The 19512-nt window shown below is 74.6% G+C and carries 18 protein-coding genes; 6 read left to right on the top strand and 12 right to left on the bottom strand.

Annotated features, from left to right (window positions below):
• Positions 1-122: 122 nt before the first annotated feature.
• The 10 genes from ABZY13_RS28615 to ABZY13_RS28570 form a co-directional block, all read right to left on the bottom strand.
• Positions 123-320, bottom strand: coding sequence for a CDGSH iron-sulfur domain-containing protein (locus ABZY13_RS28615; protein WP_356635758.1), 198 nt, complete (start codon positions 318-320; stop codon positions 123-125).
• Entirely contained in the window at positions 301-963 is a 663-nt protein-coding gene (locus ABZY13_RS28610) for a HemK2/MTQ2 family protein methyltransferase (protein WP_356635764.1), read from the bottom strand. Before ABZY13_RS28610 ends, ABZY13_RS28615 begins: the two co-directional genes overlap by 20 nt.
• A gap of 12 nt (positions 964-975) precedes the next feature.
• The gene (locus ABZY13_RS28605; protein WP_356635756.1) at positions 976-1989 is read right to left on the bottom strand and encodes an iron-containing redox enzyme family protein; all 1014 of its coding nucleotides are present in this window, start codon (positions 1987-1989) and stop codon (positions 976-978) included.
• A gap of 152 nt (positions 1990-2141) precedes the next feature.
• Complete coding sequence (locus tag ABZY13_RS28600; RefSeq protein ID WP_356635754.1) at positions 2142-2324, bottom strand: hypothetical protein; 183 nt, start codon at positions 2322-2324, stop codon at positions 2142-2144.
• A 47-nt stretch (positions 2325-2371) separates the two neighbouring features.
• Positions 2372-3379, bottom strand: coding sequence for a Ppx/GppA family phosphatase (locus tag ABZY13_RS28595; protein ID WP_356635752.1), 1008 nt, complete (start codon positions 3377-3379; stop codon positions 2372-2374).
• 105 nt (positions 3380-3484) lie between these two features.
• Positions 3485-6304: an NHLP bacteriocin export ABC transporter permease/ATPase subunit gene (locus ABZY13_RS28590; RefSeq protein WP_356635750.1), complete on the bottom strand. Its 2820-nt coding sequence runs from the start codon at positions 6302-6304 to the stop codon at positions 3485-3487.
• Positions 6304-8523, bottom strand: coding sequence for an NHLP family bacteriocin export ABC transporter peptidase/permease/ATPase subunit (locus ABZY13_RS28585; RefSeq protein WP_356635748.1), 2220 nt, complete (start codon positions 8521-8523; stop codon positions 6304-6306). Before ABZY13_RS28585 ends, ABZY13_RS28590 begins: the two co-directional genes overlap by 1 nt.
• Positions 8520-9326, bottom strand: coding sequence for an HlyD family efflux transporter periplasmic adaptor subunit (locus tag ABZY13_RS28580; RefSeq protein ID WP_356635746.1), 807 nt, complete (start codon positions 9324-9326; stop codon positions 8520-8522). The genes ABZY13_RS28585 and ABZY13_RS28580 overlap by 4 nt, the downstream gene beginning before the upstream one ends.
• Positions 9327-9420: 94 nt before the next feature.
• Positions 9421-9636, bottom strand: a complete 216-nt coding sequence (locus ABZY13_RS28575; protein WP_356635744.1) for a type A2 lantipeptide — start codon at positions 9634-9636, stop codon at positions 9421-9423.
• 440 nt (positions 9637-10076) lie between these two features.
• Positions 10077-10490: a PaaI family thioesterase gene (locus ABZY13_RS28570; protein ID WP_356635742.1), complete on the bottom strand. Its 414-nt coding sequence runs from the start codon at positions 10488-10490 to the stop codon at positions 10077-10079.
• Between the two features lie 155 nt (positions 10491-10645).
• On the opposite strand from ABZY13_RS28570, the gene ABZY13_RS28565 reads away from it, so the two are divergent.
• Positions 10646-10810 carry a hypothetical protein gene (locus ABZY13_RS28565; protein ID WP_356635740.1) on the top strand — a complete coding sequence of 55 codons (165 nt, stop codon included), beginning with the start codon at positions 10646-10648 and terminating at the stop codon, positions 10808-10810.
• A gap of 48 nt (positions 10811-10858) precedes the next feature.
• On the opposite strand, the gene ABZY13_RS28560 is transcribed toward ABZY13_RS28565, so the two are convergent.
• The gene (locus ABZY13_RS28560) at positions 10859-12994 is read right to left on the bottom strand and encodes a SpoIIE family protein phosphatase (protein ID WP_356635738.1); all 2136 of its coding nucleotides are present in this window, start codon (positions 12992-12994) and stop codon (positions 10859-10861) included.
• Between the two features lie 246 nt (positions 12995-13240).
• On the opposite strand from ABZY13_RS28560, the gene ABZY13_RS28555 reads away from it, so the two are divergent.
• The 5 genes from ABZY13_RS28555 to ABZY13_RS28535 all read left to right on the top strand — a co-directional run bounded on the left by ABZY13_RS28555 (position 13241) and on the right by ABZY13_RS28535 (position 18181).
• Entirely contained in the window at positions 13241-15715 is a 2475-nt protein-coding gene (locus tag ABZY13_RS28555) for a SpoIIE family protein phosphatase (RefSeq protein ID WP_356635736.1), read from the top strand.
• Between the two features lie 71 nt (positions 15716-15786).
• On the top strand, positions 15787-16182 hold the full coding sequence (locus tag ABZY13_RS28550) for a CBS domain-containing protein (protein WP_356635734.1): 396 nt from the start codon (positions 15787-15789) through the stop codon (positions 16180-16182).
• 72 nt (positions 16183-16254) lie between these two features.
• Positions 16255-16575: a DUF6479 family protein gene (locus ABZY13_RS28545; RefSeq protein WP_356635732.1), complete on the top strand. Its 321-nt coding sequence runs from the start codon at positions 16255-16257 to the stop codon at positions 16573-16575.
• Positions 16576-16664: 89 nt separating this feature from the next.
• A complete protein-coding gene (gene rfbB / locus ABZY13_RS28540; protein ID WP_356635730.1) occupies positions 16665-17636 on the top strand; it encodes a dTDP-glucose 4,6-dehydratase in 972 nt (323 codons plus the stop codon).
• 26 nt (positions 17637-17662) lie between these two features.
• On the top strand, positions 17663-18181 hold the full coding sequence (locus ABZY13_RS28535) for a metallophosphoesterase (RefSeq protein ID WP_356635728.1): 519 nt from the start codon (positions 17663-17665) through the stop codon (positions 18179-18181).
• A gap of 9 nt (positions 18182-18190) precedes the next feature.
• On the opposite strand, the gene ABZY13_RS28530 is transcribed toward ABZY13_RS28535, so the two are convergent.
• Complete coding sequence (locus ABZY13_RS28530; RefSeq protein WP_356635726.1) at positions 18191-19459, bottom strand: YncE family protein; 1269 nt, start codon at positions 19457-19459, stop codon at positions 18191-18193.
• Between the last annotated feature and the right edge of the window lie 53 nt (positions 19460-19512).

The raw sequence follows: 19512 nt of genomic DNA, 5'->3' as shown, positions 1-19512 counted from the left end.
CCGCCCGCCGGACCCCGGGATTCTCTTCGGCCACCGCGGCCGGCGACCGTCGGCGGTCACCGACCGCGGTGGCCGATGTGCGTGCCGGCCCCCGCGTCCGTGGCCTGATTCGAACGGAAGACCTAACCGCGGTCGCGGTGGCTGGTGTCGCACCACGGATAACGGCGGCTGCGGCGGCAGGTGCACAGCGCGACGCGGAAGCGGTCGGAGCACACGGTGGTGCCGTCCTCCAGCTCCACCTCGACCGGCCCCTCCACCAGCAGGGGCCCCTTGCGCCGGACCTGGATCCGGCGCGGCGCGTCAGACGGGGAGTTCGGCACGGACGACCACCAGCTCTTCCTTGTCCTCGTCGGGCGCCAGCAGCCCGCGCCGGCGCAGCCAGTCGGCCCGCCCGCGCAGGACCGGGCCGAAGGCGATACGGCGCCGCTGGGTCACCGTCGCCTTCATCCCCACGCCGCGCAGATGCTGCAGTGTGCGGCCGGGATCGCTGAGCGCCGAGTGGACGATCAGCAGTACCCCGCCGGGGCGCAGCAGCCCTGGCGCCTCCCGGCAGATGCGGTCCAGCACGAGCCGGCCGTCGGCCCCCGCGTCCCACGCCCGCGCCGCCCCCCGCGGCCTCCCGCCGCTCTCGGGGGCGGGCACGTACGGCGGGTTGGCCAAAATCAGATCGAATCGCTGCCCGCGCACCGGCGCGAACAGGTGCCCGTGCCGGATGCGGACGCGCAGCCCGCACCGCCAGGCGTTGACCCGCGCGGCGGCGACCGCCCGCCACGACACGTCCACGGCCGTCACCCGCGCTCCGCGGCGTGCGGCCTCCAGGGCGAGCGCCCCCGTGCCGGTGCCGACGTCGAGGACGTCGGCACCCGGCGGGAGCGGCTCGTCGTACAGGGCGTCCGCCAGGAGGGCGGTGTCTTCCTGCGGGGTGTACACCCCGGGAGGTACCAGAGGATTCACGGAACCCAGGTACCCCGGTCGTCACGGAGTATGGGAGGCATCGCACGTCAGCGGCGTGCGCAGCGAGGACCGCCCGGCCTCCCAGTCGGCGAGCAGCCGGGCCCCGAGGCGGTCCTCGACGTACACGGTCGCGTCGATGCCGAACGCCAGGTCCGGGGCGAGGTGCGGTTCCTCCTCCAGCAGGCCGCCGATCACCTCGTGCCGTACGACCTGCTCGTGCACCGCGTCGGCCTCGACGTGCTCGTCGTAGAAGTGCTCGGCGGCGGGGCCGGCCCCGGTGCGGCGCATCGCCTCGGCCAGCCGCCGGGACCCGGGCGACGAGGTGATCTCCACGGCGGCGAAGTGGCCCACCAGGGCCCCCCGGAGCGAGCGGTGCAGACCGAACAGGGACATCAGGTTCACCGTGGCGAGGGCTTCGGCGGTGGCCGCGTCCAGATAGCGGCCGTACGTCGTGTCCAGGTCGAGGTCGGTCATCAGGTCGGCGAACAGGCGGGCGTGCACCCGGTCGGCGCGTCCGCCGCCGTACTCGTCGAACTCCACGGCCGCCATGCCCGCCTTGGCCCGGCCCCAGAGCCTCGGCAGCACCCAGGCGTGCGGGTCGGCCTCCTTGAGGTGGTAGAGGGAGCGCTGTGCCGCGTACTCGCGCAGCTGCCACAGCTCGCCCTTGTCCCGGAGGAAGTGGCTGACGCCCGTGCCGTCGACCGGCTCGACGAGCAGCTCCGCCAGCGCGTCGTCGAGGTCGTCGTGCACCCGGGCGCCGTCGCGCAGGGCGGTCAGGAATTGCCGCTCCAGGGCCGCGCGGGCGCGCAACAGGTCGGGGTCCCACTCCCGGTCGGCGGGCACGTCCTCGAAACCGCGGTAGTGCAGCTCGTAGCAGACGTAGAGGGCGAGCTGCAGATCGTCGCCGAAGGGGTCCGCCCCGGCGACGTCCTCGGGTCCCGGCAGCGGTCCGGCGTCCGGCAGATGGTCGATCACGGCGGCCGAGAGCGGGCCGCGGGCGGAGGGCAGGCGTGGTCCTGGAAGGTCGTGCGTCATGCGGAGCGAGTACCCGGCGGGGGCGGGAACGTGCCTGGACGAGGGCTGTACGGCTGACCTGGATCCGCGGGGTGGGGGCGGCAGGCCGGCCGGACGGGTGACCGGGGGCCGGGCGGTCGGCCCCGTGGGCGTCGTCCCGGCCCGGCCCGGCCTCACTCGCCCTCGGACTGCTCCTGGGCGTCCGTGTTCGGGGTGATCGCCTCGCCCGCCTCGCCCCGGTGGCGGCGATCCTCGGGGGAGTCGTCGGAGCGGGTCCCGGCGTCGCGGATCTCGTGCAGGACCTCCTCCAGGGCGGTCTCCGGGCGGTCGTCGTCGTGCTTGTCGGCGTCGGACACGGGCGGCACTCCTTGCCTTCTCGTCTTATCGATGCGTTCTGGTGCGGTCAGGACGTGAGGGACGCGATCCGCAGCGGCACGGGGTCCGGCGGGACGGTCTCCTCGCTGAGCCGGCACATCTCCGCCCACCAGGCGGCGCCGTCCTCGATGTGCCGCAGCAGGACGCCCTCGCGGATCGCCCAGGGGCAGATCGTGACCGTCTTCAGTCCGGTCAGCTTCATCACCGTGTGCCCGATCACCGCGCCCGCAAGACTCTGCTCGGCGCGCGGGGCTGAGATGCCGGGCAGCTGGGCCCGCTCGGCGGCGGGCAGCGCGGCCAGCCGGGCCGCCGCCTCCCGCAGGTCGGAGCGGTGCAACTGCCGCTCGACGAACGGCCCGCGTCTTCCGGGAGCCGCCCCGCACAGCCGGCCCAGCTGCTGGAAGGTCCTGGAGGTCGCCACCGCGGTGCGCGGCCCCTCCCAGCGGATCCGCGCGGCGACGTCGCGCAGCTGGTGACGGAGCTTGCGGCGCAGCGCCCGCACCTGCTCCGGCGTCGGCGGGTCCTGCCCGGCGAAGAACTCGTGCGTCAGCCGCCCGGCGCCCAGCGGCAGCGCGGCCACGAAGTCCGGCAGCCGGCCCCGGCCGAACGCCACCTCCAGGGCGCCGCCGCCGACGTCCATCAGCGCGAGCGGCCCCGACCGCCAGCCCATCCAGCGCCGCGCCCCGAGGAAGGTCAGCTCCGCCTCCACCTCACCGGGCAGTGTGCACAGGTCGACGCCGGTGCGCGTGCGGACCGTGCGCAGCACCTCCTGGCGGTTCGGGGCGCCGCGCACCACGGCCGTCGCGAAGGCGAGCGGCTCGGCCGCCTTCCACCGGGCCGCGGTGCGGCTCGCCTCGGACACCGCTTCGGCCAGCCGCTCGACCGCTTCCTCGGGAATCGCCTCCCCGGGCTTCACCTGCTCGGACAGGCGCAGGCGCCATTTGGCGGTGTGGACCGGCAGCGGCACTCCGTCGTCCGCGTCCGCCACGACCAGGCGGACCGTATTCGATCCCACGTCGACCACGCTGATTCGCATGTGCAGCGGGTACCCGGTCGGGTCGGACACCAGTCCCGCCGAACCGCCATCCGCGCCCGTGCGCCCTCATCCGTGCGGCAATGCGCCGGGGATGCGACCGGACGTTCAGGCCATCTGGCGGCGTACCAGCCCGTGGAGCCGGCCCGCCGGGTCCGCGAGCAGCCGGCCGGGCGGGCCCTGCTCGGCGATCCTTCCGTGCTCCATCACGATGACCCGGTCGGCGTCCAGCACGGTCGACAGCCGGTGCGCGATGACGACGCGGGTGGCGTCGAGGGCCTTGGTGCTCTCGATGACCCGCCGCTGGGTCTCGTTGTCGAGGGCGCTGGTCGCCTCGTCCAGGAAGAGGATGCGCGGGCGGCGGATCAGCGCCTGCGCGATCATCAGCCGCTGACGCTGCCCGCCGGAGATCGCGCCGTTGCCCGCGACGACGGTGTGCAGCCCCATCGGCATCCGCGCGATGTCCTCGGCGAGCCCGGCCATCTCCGCCGCCGCCATCGCCTCCTCGGGCGTGTACGGCTCCGTGCCGCGGATGACGTCCAGGATCGACCCGGTGAACGGCTGCGCGTGCTGGAGCACCACCCCGCACTGGCGGCGCACGGCGGACCGGTCCAGCGCGGCCAGGTCCTGGCCGTCGTAGAGCACGCTGCCCGACAGCGGGCGGTCGAAGCCGATCAGCAGCCGCAGCAGCGTGGACTTGCCGCAGCCGCTCGGCCCGACGATCGCCACGAACTCGCCGGGCCGCACCTCGAACGACACGTCGTCCAGGACGAGCGGGCCGTCGTCGGAGTAACGGAACGACAGCCGCCGCGCCTCCAGCGCCCCCGTCAGCGGACCCGGCCGGGTCCTGCCCGTGCCGCCCTCGGGCGCCGCCCGCAGCACCGGCTTGATCTGCTCGTACAGCGGCAGCGCCGCCGCCAGCGACACGAACGCGCCGGTGATCTGGGTGACCGAGGTGAGCAGCATCGTCACCGACGTGCTGAAGGCGAGGAAGTCGGCGGCGGACATCGCCCCCCGCGCCGGGCCCGCCAGCAGCATGAACATCAGCAGCGAGCACAGCGGCAGATGCACCGCGCCCAGCACCGCGGTCAGGTTCTTGACCCGGCCCAGCCGCTGCTGCAGCTCACGGCTGCGCGCGAACTCGGCCGCCCAGGCGGCGTAGGCGTAGTTCTCGGCCGCCGCCACCCGCAGTTTCGGCAGCCCGCGCAGGGTCTGGAAGGCCTGGTTGTTCAGCTTGTTGGACAGCACCGTCAGCCGCCGCTGCCAGCGCACCTGCCACAGCCCCAGTCCCAGGAAGACGCCCGCGACGACGACGAGCATCCCGATCGCCGCCAGCGCCATCGGCACGCTGAACCACAGCAGCAGCCCCAGGTTCACCGCGCCGACCGTCGCCGACTGGGCGAGCGTCGGGCCCACGCCCGCGAGCAGCCGGCGGATCGCGCCGACCCCCATGGCCGCACTGGCCAGCTCCCCGGTGGAGCGCCCGGCGAAGAACCCGGTCGGCAGCCGCAGCAGCCTGTCCCACACGGCCGGCTGGAGCGTGGCCTCGATACGGCCCTCCAGCCGCAGGATGGTCAGGTTCTGCAGCAGCAGGAACGCCGCCGCGACCACCCCGCCGGCCAGCACCGCGAGGCAGACCTGCGCGATCGGCCCGGCCTGGGCCTTCGGCACGTACTCGCCGAGCACCCGGCCCGTGGCCAGGGGCACCAGCGCGCCCACGGCCACCGTCACCAGCGAGGCGAGCAGCAGCGCGGCCAGGTCGCCGCGGGCCCCGCGCAGACAGAACCGCGCCAGCCCGAGCGGCCCCAGCGGGCGCTGCGGCAGCGGCCGGTAGAACATCACCGCGCGCGGCTCGAACTGGGCCGCGTTGGCCTTCTCCACCGGTGTCTCCCGGCCGGTCGCCGGATGCACCGCCGCGTAGCCGCCGCGCCGCCACAGCAGCGCGACCGGCGCCCCGGACAGGGCGCGGCGACCGACCAGCGGGCCGACGTTCTCCCGCCACCAGCCGTCCTCCAGCCGCACCGCACGGGTGCGCACCCGGGAGGCGAGGGCGATGCGCTCGACCGGGTCGAGGCGTTCGCTCTCCGCGCCGCCGCGCGCCGGGTCGGCGAGCACGATCCCGGCCGCCCGGGCGACCAGCTCGCACACCGCGAAGGTGGCGTCCGCGTCGGCGGCCGTCGTACGCCTCCCCGACGCGCCGCCGATCGACGCGAGCAGCGTCCGGTCGGCCTGCGACCGCGCCTGCTCACCGGCCCTGATCCCAGCGGCCGTGCGCGCCTCGTGGGCCCGCTCCAACTGCTCGATCCAGCGGTCCAGCACGGTCAGCAGCCGGTACTGCTGCTCGACCATGCCCTGCCACACCGCCGGGTCCACCAGCAGGTCGGCGGCGGCCTGTGTGCCGTACGGCGAGCCGTACCGCACGCCGCCCGGCGGCACCCGCATCCAGAACACGTCCTCGTCGGTCACCCCGGCGGCCGGATCGCCGCCGGCCGGCGCCTGGAAGAGGACCGACAGACCGCGGCCGACGCCCAGCGAGAGGGCGTGCTCCGGCGGACCGGCCGCCGGGGGCGCGTACTGCGGGACGCCGTACGCGTCGTACGACCAGGTCTGCTCGGCGGCCGACCGGTACAGCTCCCGCAACCCGATGCGGCGTACCACGCAGTCCCGCACCGGCCGGGCCACCAGCGTGTGCCGCGCCCCCTCGACCGGGCCGAGCAGCAGCGCGCCCGCCTCCAGCCGGCCCAGGTGGTGCCAGTGACCCTGCCCCGCCGCGTCCACCGCGAACACGTCCAGCGCACCCGCCGTCACCAGCCACAGCACCTGCGGCCCCGCCAGGTCCAGCCGCGCGGACCCGGAGCAGTCGACCGGCTCGCCCAGCGATCCGAACGCGCCGAGGACGAGATCGCCGCCGTCGTGGGAGACCGTCATCACCGCTCCCCGACCAGCGCCGCGTACGCCCCGCCGCGCGCCAGCAGTTCGTCGTGCCGGCCGCGCTCCACGACCGCGCCGTGCTGCAGGACGACGATCTCGTCGCTGTCCCGCACGGTGCTCAGCCGGTGCGCGATCACCACGCAGGCGCAGCCGCGCCGGCGCAGATTGTCCATGACGACCAGCTCCGTCTCGGCGTCCAGGGCGCTGGTCACCTCGTCCAGCACCAGGATGCTCGGCCGGCGCACCAGCGCCCGCGCGATCTCCAGGCGCTGGCGCTGACCGCCGGAGAAGTTGCGGCCGTCCTGCTCGACCGGGCTGTGGATGCCGCCGGGCCGGCGCATCACGACGTCGTACAGCGCCGCGTCGCGCAGCGCCTCCACCACCGCCTCGTCGGGCACCGACGGGTCCCACAGGGCGACGTTGTCGCGGACCGTGCCCTCGAACAGGAACACGTCCTGGTCCACGAAGGACACCGAGGCCGCGAGCGCCCCGCGCGGGATGTCCTCCAGCCGCCGCCCGTCGATGCGGATCACGCCCTCCCACGGCGTGTACAGGCCGGCGATCAGCCGGGACACCGTCGACTTCCCGCTGCCCGAGCCGCCCACCAGGGCCACCTGCTGCCCCGGTGCGACCGTCAGGTCGAACCCGGTCAGCAGCGGCTCGTCCAGCGGGCTGTATCCGAAGGAGACGTCGATCAGCTCGACATGGCCCCGCAGCCGGCGCGCCGACCCGTCCGTCCTGCGGGCGTACAGCGGGTCCGCGCGGAAGTCCTCCACGTCCTTCAGCCGTGCCACGTCCGCCGCGAAGTCCTGGATGCGGCCCGCGACGCCGTTGAGCCGGGTCAGCGGCGCGGTGAAGCGGGTCACCAGCGCCTGGAAGGCCACCAGCAGACCGACCGAGACGTGCCCCTCGATCGCCCGCATCCCCCCGATCCACAGGATCAGCGCGCTGTTCAGCGTCGCCAGCGTCGGCGCGACCACGCCCAGCCAGGCGCTCGGCACGCCGAGGCGCTGCTGCTCCTCCAGCGTCGTGGCGTGCTGTCCGGCCCACTTGCGGAAGTAGCCGTCCTCGCTTCCGGTCGCCTTCATCGTCTCGATCAACTGGAGGCCGGTGTACGCGGTGTTGGTCAGCCGCGCGTTGTCCGCGCGCAGCTTCGCCGTACGGGTCGCCCGCAGCCGTACGACGACGCGCAGGGCGACGACGTTGAGCAGGGCCACGCCGACGCCGACGAAGGTCAGCTGCGGGTCGTAGGTGTAGAGCAGGACGGCGTACAGCACGACGACCACCGCGTCCACGCCGGCCGTCGCGAGGTCGCGGGCCAGCGTCTCGGCCACGGCGTCGTTGGACTGGAGGCGCTGGACCAGGTCGGCGGGGCTGCGCTGGGAGAAGAAGGTGACCGGCAGCCGCAGCAGATGACGCAGGAAGCGGGCGCTGGACAGGGTGGAGGACACGATCCGGCCGTAGTGCAGATTGGCCTGCTGGAGCCATGTCAGCACCAGGGTGAGCAGCACGCAGGCGGCCATGGACGTGAACAGCACGCCCAGCAGGGAGGTCTGACCGCCGATCAGGAACGTGTCGATGTAGGTGCGGCTCAGCGCGGGCACCGCGGCGCCGACCAGGACCAGCAGCAGGCTCGCCAGTACGGCGGCCGGCAGGGTGCCGGCGGTGCCGCGCAGCCGGGCGGGCATCGCGCCCCACACCCCCGGCCTCCGGCCGCCCTCGGTGAAGCCGTCGCCGGGCTCCATGGTGAGCACGACACCGGTGAAGCTGCCGTCGAACTCCTCCATCGGCACGAAACGCCGCCCCTTGGCGGGGTCGTTGACGAAGACGCCGCGGCGGCCGTAGCGGCGGCCCATGCCGTCGTAGACGACGTAGTGGTTGAACTCCCAGAACAGCACCGCGGGCGCCCTCACCCCGGCGAGCGCGGCCAGGTCCATCTGCATGCCCTTGGCGGTCAGGCCGTAACCGCGGGCCGCCTTCAGCAGGTTGGAGGCGCGCGAGCCGTCGCGCGAGACGCCGCACGCGATGCGCAGTTCCTCCAGCGGGACGTGCCGGCCGTAGTGGGCGAGGACCATGGCGAGGGCGGCGGCGCCGCACTCGACGGCCTCCATCTGGACAACGGTGGGCGTGCGCACCGCCTTCCGGCGGCTCTTGGGGACCGCGCGCCGGGGCGGGGCGGCGCGGCGGCGGCCCCGGGTCTCCTGTGCGGTGGTCACGGCAGCAGCCAATCGACGGGACGCCGATCGGCCAGCCGGATCGAGCCGGTGGCCATGGTCATGGAGGCGAGCGCGTACGGCGGCCCGCCCGCCGACGACCACCGGTAACCGCTTTTCGTCCTGGCCGACTTCTCCAGGCGGACCAGGACGGCCACCGGGCGGCCGTTCCGCGTGAGCTGCTCGCCGAACCGGTCGTCGCCGAGGAACCGCGCGATCGTCTGCGCGGACTGCGGGGAACGGCCGACCGACTCGACCCGGCCGCGCAGCACGCCGTACCGCTGCGCGGGGACCGACTCCACGGTCAGGTCGACGGGCGCGTTCGAGGGGATGGCGCCGGCGTCGTGGGCGGGGACGTACACCGTCGCGTAGAGCGGGTCGCCGGCGTGCGCCGTCTTCTCGACGGCGGCGACGTTCGCCCCGGTGGTGACGATCCGGCCGAGGTCGGCGGCGAGCGCGGTCACGCGGCCGGCGGCGAGGGTGCGGACCTCGGTCTCGCCCCGCGTCGTGCGGACCCTGATCAACGGGGAGCCGGCGGGGAGCCGTTCGCCCTCCTCGGCGAGCACGGCGGTCACCTGGCCCGCGACGGGGCTCTGCACGAGGTAACTGCCCCTGCCGTGGGTCAGCACGGCGGGCGCGGCGACGGTGGTGGCGACCGATCCGGTCACGGCCCACACGGACGCGGCGGCCAGCGCCAGCACGGTCACGGCCAGGACGAACCGGCCCTGCGGCCGGGCGAGACGGACCGGGAGGTCCAGCTCCTCGGGCGACTGGAGCTTGGCGAGGGCCTGTTGGCGGAACTGCACGGGACTTTCCCTCACCGGGTGGACGTGCGGGACGGCAGCCGCCGAGTCCCGGAGCCGTGGGGGAGACTCCGGGACCCGGCGGCACTCGGGCGGGTCAGAGACCGGCGACCAGGCCGGTGATCGGCGCGGTGTTCAGGCCGGTGACGCCCTCGACGGTGCCGACGGCGGTGTTCAGCACGCCGGAGACCGGGGCGATGCCGTCCACCAGGCCGGTGACGGTGCCGACGGCGTTCACGTGCAGACCGCCGGAGACGGCGTCGAGGTCGGCGTCGGAGATCTCGGCGGTCTCGACCTGGGGGGTGGAGTTCATGGTGGAACTTCCCTTCGTATGAATGCTCTTCAAGGGGGAGCGGCCTCGTCCGGCGACGGACGGGACGGCCGCGAACCGCGGCGGCCGGGGCGCCCTGCGGCTGCGCGGTGCGATGGATCAAAGCACGCGCCGACCGGGCCCTTCCACTCGATCACCGCTCCCACCAGGGCTGTTGCGGTCCGGCTTGGGGCACTGGTGCAGGGCCGGGCACGGCTTGTCGGTGACTTCTTCACACCGTGTCCGGCATCGTCGCGGACTCCTCACGCGCCGGCCCTGCGGCGAACCCGGCACTTGGCCCACAACGGCGCGACCCGGACGGAACGCCGGTAAAGGTCCTCGCGCGCCGGTGACTTGGTTGGGCACGGGATGTGCAGATTCGCTGAAGCGGGGATTCCGTTCCGGATGGACACCACAGGGTCAGGGGGCGATCGCGGAGCGTGTCAGCCGAGCAGGGCGTAGACGGTGGTGGCGCGGGCCGCCAGTGCGCCCGTCGCCTCGGCCGTCAGCGCGATCTCCGCGAACGCCGTCCGCCGCCCCAGCTTGGTCAGGACCGCCTCGACGAGGACGTCGCAGTCCGTCACCGGGCGCTGGAAGGACGTCGACTGCTGGACCGTCGTCATCGGACCGTAGGCGCCGCGCGCCGCGGAGACGGCGATCACGGTCGCGGTGTCGGCGGCGGCCATCAGGGCCTGCCCGGACAGCCCGCCGCCCTCCCGGGCCAGCCGCGCCGACCAGGGCAGCCGCAGCACCGCCCGGTGATCGCCCAACTCCACGACCGACAGGCCCAGATCGAGGACCCAGGGGGCGAAGTTGTCGGTGAGAATGCGGTCCGCCTCGGCGGTGGTCATCGTCATGGGGGGATTGTTCCCGGCCGGACGCCCCCGCGCGCGGCCGATGGGCCGATCCGGTGACGCGAACCGGCCCCCGCGGCAGCGCAGTTGAACGCCCAGGGCGGCCTCCCGCGTATCAGTGGCCATCCAGGCGCCCCCCAACAGGAGGTCGAAGAGTCGTGAGTCACCATCGAATACCCCGGCACAGGGCCGCGATCACGGTGGGCGGCGTGGCGGCGCTCGGGGCGGCGGCCCTCCTGCCGCCGAGCGCCGGCGCGTCCCAGGACGGCGCCCGGGACACGGCAGCGCCCAGGACCCGGGCGGCCCCGGCCCGGCCCGCGTGACCGAGCGGTCCGTGCGGGTGGCTGAGCCGCCGGGGTCCGCCGCATGGCTCAACCGCCCGGCCCCGCCCGCAACAGCAGCAGCGCCACGTCGTCGATCCGTTCCGGCGCCCCCGCCTCCCGCCCCACCAGCACGTCGGCCAGCTCGTCCAGCGGCAGGTCCCCGGCCTGCGCCAGCCGCCGCCCCAGATCGGCGAGCGCGTCCTCGATGTCGACGCCGGGCGCCTCCACCAGCCCGTCGGTGTAGAGGGCGAGCACGGAACCGGGCGGCAGCTCCACCTCGGTCGTCGGATAGCTCGCGTCGCCGTCGATGCCGAGCAGCGGGCCGCCGGCCAGGTCGAGCACCCGCACCCGCCCGTCCGGCCGGCGCAGCAGCGGGGGCGGATGACCGGCGCGGGCCATCACGACCCGCCCGCGCGCGGGGTCCAGCCGCAGGTACAGACAGCTGGCGAACAGGTCGGAACCGAGGTCGATCAGCAGCCGGTTGGTGCTGCGCATGACCTCCTCCGGGGCCTGGCCGACGGTCGTGTACGCCCGTACGGCGGTACGGATCTGGCCCATCAGCCCGGCCGCGGTCACGTTGTGCCCCTGCACGTCCCCGATCACCGCCGCCGCGAGTCCTCCGCCGACCGGCAGGACGTCGTAGAAGTCGCCGCCGATGTCCATGCCCCGGGTGCCCGCCAGATAGCGGGCGGCAGCGCCGATGCCGGGCAGGGGCGGCAGTGACGGCGGCAGCAGGGCGGCCTGGAGGCCGTGTGCCAGCCGGTGCTTGGCGTCGTAGAGCAGCGCGCGTTCCAGGGCGAGGGCGATCAGCCCGCCGAGGCTGGTGAGCACCGCGCGCTCGTCCGCGGGGAACGGGTGCGGTTCGGCGTAGGCGAACACGCAGGTGCCCACCGGGCGGCCGGAGGCGATCAGCGGCAGATACGCCCAGGCGGCGAAGCCGTCCGGAGTGGCGTGGCGCAGCGGGTACAGCCGCTCCAGTTCTTCGCGCGACTCGAAGAAGGCGGGGACGCCGCTGTTGAGGACGTGCACCCCGGGCGTCGGCGCGCTCATGGGCACACCGTCGAAGCGTTCCACGACGCGCGGGTCGGGATAGCCGCGGTGGCCGAGCACGTGCAGCCGGTCGGCCCGGGAGCCGAGGATCACCAGGGCCCGGCCGCCGATCGCCGGGGTGATCTCCTCGGCGACCAGCTGGACGACGTCGTCCACGCCCGCCGCCTCGGTCAGGGAACTGGCCAGGCTGAGCACCTGCGAGATCGTGACCAGGCGGGAGGGCGCGTCGTCGGCGGGGGGCCGGGCCCGGTTCATGTCGGACACGGCCTTCGCCCGGGTCACGCGGACGGTCAGGCCCGTCGTGCTGGGGTACAGCCGGAACGACAGCCACTCGCCCGGCGGGCGCAGCGCCACGAACGAGGTGGGCTGCTGACTGAACAGGGCGGCCCGGTAGCGGTCCTCGTAGGCCGGGTCGTTGAGCCAGGGCGCCACGGCCCACAGCTGGGTGCCGAGCATGCGGGAGACGGGCACGTCGATCAGCTCGGCCGCCGCCGTGTTCGCGTACGCCACCCGTCCGTGCAGGTCGAGCGAGCACAGCCCGTACGGCAGCCGCGCCACCATTTGCGCGGCCTCGACCGTGCCGAGGGCGCCGGCGAGGGGGCCGGACGGCGCCGCGGCCAGCAGGTCGGGCTCCGGCATCACCGGGCGGCTCTGCCCGGCGGCCCGTTCCAGGCGTACGGCGAGCCGCTCGCAGGCCGCGGTGAGGTGCTCGCGCTCCCGGTCGGTCAGCTCCTGGGGGTGGGAGCCCGGCCAGGTGACGAAGACGGCCCCGTGGACCGTCGTCGAGGTGGCGACCGGCAGGGCGGCCAGGGCGAAGGGGTAGGGCAGGACGACCGCGACGCGGGGGTAGCGGCGGGCCATGTCCTCCTCGCCGCCGACCCACACCAGCCGCCGCTCGCGCGCCGCGTCGGCGACCGGGAGGCGGGCGTTCAGGCCGACGCGCTCCCAGGGCGCGGCGAACGCCCTCGGCAGCCCCGCCATCATCGCCATCTCCAGCACGGGCTCGTCCGGGGAGAGCAGGTAGACCGCGCCGGAGTGGGCGTCGACGCCGTCCATCATCGTGGCCAGCGCCAGCGACAGCAGCGGGCTCCCGGCCGGTGCGGTCCGCCCCACGGCCGTTCGCCCATCGGACATGCCGCCACCTCCTCGCCGCCGCGCAACGTCCCCAGCCCCAAATCTCCCTCCCCGCGCCCCGGCGCGCACGGCGAGCGCGGCGCGCGGCGGCCCGCTCCGCGCCGGTCACGTGTCCCGGCCACGCGCGGAGCGCGCCCCGCGCGCGGCGCGCAGGGCGCGGGACCCGGCCCCGTCCGCCGCCCGGAGTCGCCGCGTCGGTGCGCCGGACGCGCACAGGGGCTGCGCGTTCGTGGCATACGCGCTGTAATGACGGACGTGGTCAGTGACGGCGCTGCGGAACGCGGAACCAGGGTGCTGCGTGCCGAGGACGCCCTGCACACGCTCATGGCCGATCCCGACTCACCCGTCCGGCCCAGGCGCGTCCTCGAGCTCGCGCTCGTCTTCGCGGGCGCCACCTTCGCCGGGGTGTACACCCCGGGCGGCGACGGCGGCGACCTGCTCTGCCTCGCGGAGTCCGTCGGAGTGCCCCGCACCCTGTACGGGCTGCGCGACGGCTACGAGCTGCCCGGCGGATCCCCCCTCGCGGACGCCTACCGCACCGGGCGACCGGTGTGGCTGGGCCCCGGCGAGCTGGCCGACCGCGCCGAGTCCCGGCGGACCGGCTCGCGGGGCTTCTCGCTGGCGGCGCTGCCCGCACACCCCGGCGACGGCGGCGGCTGCCTGGTCGCGGTGAGCGAACGCGCCGACGGATTCGACCCGGAGGACCGCAAGTGCCTGGAGCTGATCGCCGACGCCGTGGGCCTGCCCGTCCCCGTGGCCCGCGCCGAGGGCGGCGAGCTGCCGCCGGACGCGTTCAGCCTCGCCATGGACAGCGGCCGGGTGGAGGTCGGCGACCGCATCCTGGAGCTGTTCGGGCTCACCCGGACCGAGTTCGACGGCAAGGTCGAGACGCTGCTCGGCCACACCGTTCCCGAGGACGTGCCCGCCCTGATGTCCGTGGTCGAGGCCGACCACATGACCATCGGCGAGCGCGAGCTGGAGTTCCGCGTGCTCCAGCCCGGCGGCCGGCCCGCCTGGCTGCGGCTGCGCGGGCGGCTGCTGCCCGGCGGCGAGGGCCGCCCGGCCCGCCTCGTCGGCACCGTCGACGACGCCGCCAAGCTCCGCTCCGGCGTCACCGACGTCGCCCGCGTCCAGCGTCTGGCCGCCGCCCTGGCCACCGCCGGCACCGTCCGCGACGTCAGCCAGGCCGTCGTGACCGCCCTGCGCCGCCCGCTGCACGCCGACCGCATCGCCCTGGCCGAACTGGAACACGACCGGCTCGTCGTCACCGTCCTCGACCCGCCCGAACCCGAGGCATGGCCCGACGTGTGGCGCCTGGAATGGCGCACCGAATGGCCCGACGCCCCGGTGCGCGACATGCCCACCCTCGCCACCGCCCTGCGCGAGGGCCGCGCTCAGATCTGGCCGGCCGGCACCGTCCTGGAGCCGGCGCTCGCCGAGGTCGGCCCCGGCGGGCTCGCCGTGCTGCCGCTGCCCGCCGGCGACCGCATGGCCGGCGCCTGCCTGATCGGCTGGGACCGCCCGCACGAGTTCGGCCCCGACGAACGCGCCCTGCTCACCGCCTCCGCCGGCCTCGCCGGACAGGCCCTGATGCGCGCCCACGCCTTCGACGCCGAGCACGAACTCGTCGGCATGCTCCAGCGGCAGCTCCTGCCCCGCCGCCTGCCCAGGCTCCCCGGCGCGGTCGCCGTCGCCCGCTACCTGCCCGCCACCGCCGGCCTGGAGGTCGGCGGCGACTGGTACGACGTCATCCCGCTGCCCGACAACCACGTCGCGCTCGTCATCGGCGACGTCCAGGGCCACAGCGCGGGCGCCGCCACCCTCATGGGCCAGATGCGCACCGCCCTGCGCGCCTACGCCGTCGAGGGCCACCCGCCCGACGTGGTCGTCTCCCACGCCAACCGGCTCCTCGTCGACATGGAGACCGACCTCTTCGCCACCTGCGCCTACGTCGACGTCGACATGGAGGAGGGGTCGGCCTGGTGCGTGCGCGCCGGGCACCTGCCGCCGGTGCTGCGTCACCCGGACGGCGGTACGCACATCGCCGAGGCCGAGGGCGGCCCGCCGCTGGGCGTCGCCGACCGGGCCGACTTCCCGATGAGCCCGCTGCGGCTGCAGCCCGGCACGCTGATCGCCCTCACCACCGACGGCCTGGTCGAGTCGCCGCGCTCCGACATCGACGAGGGCATGGCCCGCTTCGCCCACGAGCTGGCCGTCTCCGACCCCACGCACCTCGGCCTGGTCGCCGACGCCCTGCTCGGCAACGCCCAGCGCGACGACGACGTCGCCCTGCTGCTGATGCGCTACGACGGGATGGCCGTACGCCCGCGCCGGGAGAGCTGGACGGTCTGGCGGGTGCCGGAGGCCGTACGGCACGCCCGCCGCTTCGCCCGGCGCTCCCTGCGGGCCTGGAGCGTGCCCGAGGACGAGACGGACGCCGCCCTGCTGGTCGTCTCCGAACTGGTCACCAACGCGCTGGTCCACACGGGCGGCCAGATCCGCCTCGACCTGACGCTGGTGGGGGAGCGGCTGCGCGTCGCCGTCGCCGACTCCTCGCCGCGCACGCCGGTGAAGCCGACCAACATCGGCTGGGAGGCCACGGGCGGGCGCGGTCTGCTCCTGGTGGAGGCCGTGTCGGCGGCCTGGGGGGCGGTGCCGGTCAGTGGCGGGAAGCAGGTGTGGAGCGAGATCTGCTGGGGCGGTGACGACCCGGGACACTGAGGGGTACCCGGGCCGCACGGACCGCCGACGACCGGGAGGCGCCCGCCAGGGCCCAGTACGTCCGCGACATCATGACCTCGGCTCCGGTGACCGTCGAGCCCCGGGCGTCCGTCGCCGCCGTCGCCCGCGTCATGCGCGACCAGGACCTCGGCGCCGTGCTGGTGACGGACGGCGAGCGGCTGCGCGGCCTGGTCACCGACCGCGACCTCGTGGTGCGGGTCCTCGCCGAGGGCGCCGACCCGGAACGGACCACCGTGGCCCGCGCGTGCAGCGACGACCTGGTGACCGTCCGGCCGGACGACGCGCTGGACCGGGCCGTGGGCACGATGCGCGAGCACGCGGTGCGCCGGGTCCCCGTCGTGGAGGACGGCCGCCCCGTCGGCATCGTCTCCCTCGGCGACCTGGCGATGGAGCGCGACCCGGACTCGGCGCTCGGCGACATCAGCGCGGCCCGCCCCAACACCTGACCGCCCCGGCCCCCGGGCGATCCCGGCGCCGACGCCGGTCATCGACCCGTCGACTGCGGGTACCCGTGGGGAATGAACACGAGCGCTCACGAGCTTGCCGCATCCGACTTCGCCTTCGGCGCGGCCGCCATTCTCATCGGCGGCGTCGTCATCACCGCGGCCCTGATCTGGGCCGTCCTGCTCGGCATCAAGACGCGCCGGCGCGAGCCCCGCCGTCCGCGCCCCGAGGAGCAGCCGAAGCTGCCGCCCACCGGCGCGGTCCACGAGGTGTACGAGCAGCGCGAACCGGACGAGGTCCGGCCGGCCCCCGACGGCCGCCGCCTCGGCCCGCACGACCTGACCTCCGGCGGAACCCGGCGCGACGACCAGGACCGCCCGCGCTGGAGCGCCTAGCCGCACGGACGGGCCGCCGGCAGCGGCGCGAACCACCGTGACGAACCCGGTTGCGGCCCCGGTGACCAGGGCAGGGTATGAATCCCCTCATGAACCTCCTGGTCACCGGGGCCGCCGGCTTCATCGGTTCTGCGTATGTCCGCTCCCTGCTCGACGCCGGCACGGCCCGTGTCACCGTGCTGGACAAGCTCACCTACGCCGGTTTCCGCGACAACCTGCCCGCGCGCCATCCGCTGCTGGAGTTCGTGCACGGCGACATCTGCGACGCCGCCCTCGTCGACCGGCTGACGGCCCGCGCCGACCAGATCGTGCACTTCGCGGCCGAGTCGCACGTCGACCGCTCGATCCAGGGCGCGGGCGCGTTCGTCCGCACCAACGTGCTCGGCACCCAGACACTGCTGGACGCCGCCCTCCGCCACGGCACGGCCCCCTTCGTGCACATCTCGACCGACGAGGTCTACGGCTCCATCACGTCGGGCTCCTGGCCCGAGGACCACCCGCTGCGCCCCAGCTCCCCCTATGCCGCGTCCAAGGCTTCCGCCGACCTGCTCGCCCTGTCCTACCACCGCACCCACGGACTCGACGTCCGCGTCACCCGCTGCTCCAACAACTACGGCCCCCGCCAGTTCCCCGAGAAGATCGTCCCGCTGTTCGTCACCCGCCTCCTCGGCGGCTGCCGGGTCCCGCTGTACGGGGACGGGCTGAACGTGCGCGACTGGCTGCACGTCGAGGACCACTGCCGGGCCGTGGAGCTCGTGCGCGCCAAGGGCCGTCCCGGCGAGATCTACAACGTCGGCGGGGGCACGGAGCTGACCAACAGGGAACTGACCGCGCTGCTGCTCGACGCCTGCGGAGCCGGCTGGGACAGGGTCGAGCACGTCGAGGACCGCAAGGGCCACGACCACCGGTACTGCGTCGACTGGACCAAGGCCCGCACCGAACTGGGCTACCGCCCCCGCCGCGACCTCGCCACCGGCCTCGCCGAGACCGTCGCCTGGTACCGGGACCACCGCGCCTGGTGGGAGCCGCTCCTGGCCCGCGCCGGGAGCGGGCGGCCCTGAGCCGGTGACCGTCCTAGGGTGGAGGCGTGCGTCTGCTTCTGATGTCCGACACCCATCTGCCCAAGCGCGCCAAGGCCCTCCCGGACCGGCTGCTCGCCGAACTCCCCGACGCCGACGTGGTGTTCCACGCCGGGGACTGGGTGGACGCCGCCACCCTCGACCTGCTGGAGAGCCGCAGCCGCCGGCTTGTCGGGGTCTACGGCAACAACGACGGTCCCGAACTGCGTGCCCGGCTGCCCGAGGTGGCCTACGCCGAACTCGGCGGGCTGCGGTTCGGCGCCGTCCACGAGACCGGCGCCGCCCAGGGGCGCGAGGCCCGCTGCGCCGCCCGCTTCCCCGAGCTGGACGTCCTGGTCTTCGGGCACAGCCACATCCCCTGGGACACCACCGCCCCGACGGGCCTGCGGCTGCTCAACCCGGGCTCGCCCACCGACCGCCGCCGTCAGCCGTACTGCACCTACATGACCGCGACCGTGGCGGACGGCCGGCTCACCGACGTCACTCTGCACCGCCTGCCGCCCCGCCGGCCCGGCGGGGCGGGCTGAGCGGGCGGTTCAGGGGCGCGGGCCGCTCCAGTCGGCGGGGACGCGGGCCAGGCGCACCCGCTGGGGGTGGTCGCCGACCGGGACCGAAACCGTCTTGCGGCCGGTCGCGAAGTCGATCGCGGTGACCTGGTCGGCGCCGCTCTCGGAGACCACGCACGCCCTGCCGTCGCCGCTGACGGTCGCCCAGTAGGGCTTCGAGACGGTGACCAGCGGGCCCTCCTGGAGGGTGGTGCGGTCGACCACGGTGGCGTAGTCGTCCATCGTGCCCGCGACGCACAGCTTGGTGCCGTCCGGCTTCATGGTGATGCCGTGGTGGCGCGAGTCGTTGATCCAGGTGGTGCGGTCCTCGCTGGTCGCGGGGTTCTTCGGCAGCGTCTTGGTGCGGGTGATCCGGTCGGTGGCGACGTCGTACTCGAAGAAGCCGTGGAAGAACGACACCTGGAAGTACAGCTTGCTCTCGTCGGGACTGAAGGCGGCGGGGCGGACGGCGTCCGAGTAGGCGCCGAGGCCCGCGGCGTCCAGCCGTTGCCGCATGTCGATCACCTTGACCTGCCGGAACGTCGTGGTGTCCACGACCGTGATGCGCCGGTCGCCCTTCGTCCAGTCGAGCCAGGGCGCGTCCAGAGAGGTGTTGACCTCGCCGATCGACATGTTCCACAGGTACCGGCCGTCCCGGCTGAAGACGTTCTCGTGCGGTTTGTCGCCGGTGGCGAACGAGCCGAGCTGCCGGCCGGTGACGATGTCCAGGACATGCACCGTGTTGGAGGTGGAGGCCGAGACGGCGACGCGGGTGCCGTCGGGGGAGACGGCCATGTGGTCGGAGCGGTAACCCGACACCGGGAATCGCCAGTTGACGGCCCCGGTGGCCAGGTCGATGGAGACGACGTCGGCGAAGCTCGGGCGGGAGACGACCATCGCGGTGCCGTCCGGGGTGGCGTACATGTCGTCCACGTACTGGTCGTGGCCCTCGCCGACGCCGTTGCGGATCGCGGTGTAGTAGATCCAGCGGATCGGGTCGGCCTTGATCTCCGCCAGCCGCTGTTCCTTGTCGGGGATCACATCGACCCGGCCGATCCGGGAGAAGTCGCCGGACGACTCGATGACGTCGGCGGTGCCGTCCCAGTTGTTGCCGACGAACAGCACCTCGCGCAGCGCCGCGGCGGACCGGTCGGCCGCCGGTGCGGAGGGGGCGCCGGCGGAGGCGGTCGCCGGGGCGGCGAGGGTGAGGGCGAGGGCGGCGGCGATGGAGCACACGTGCCTGGTGCGGATGGCAGGCATGACTGTCTCCTCTGGCGTGATCACGCCGAGTGGGGGAAATCTGAAAAGGGGGC

The sequence above is a fragment of the Streptomyces sp. NPDC006610 genome (assembly GCF_040611575.1).
Lineage (GTDB): Bacteria > Actinomycetota > Actinomycetes > Streptomycetales > Streptomycetaceae > Streptomyces.
This window is presented reverse-complemented; position numbering and strand designations above follow the sequence as displayed.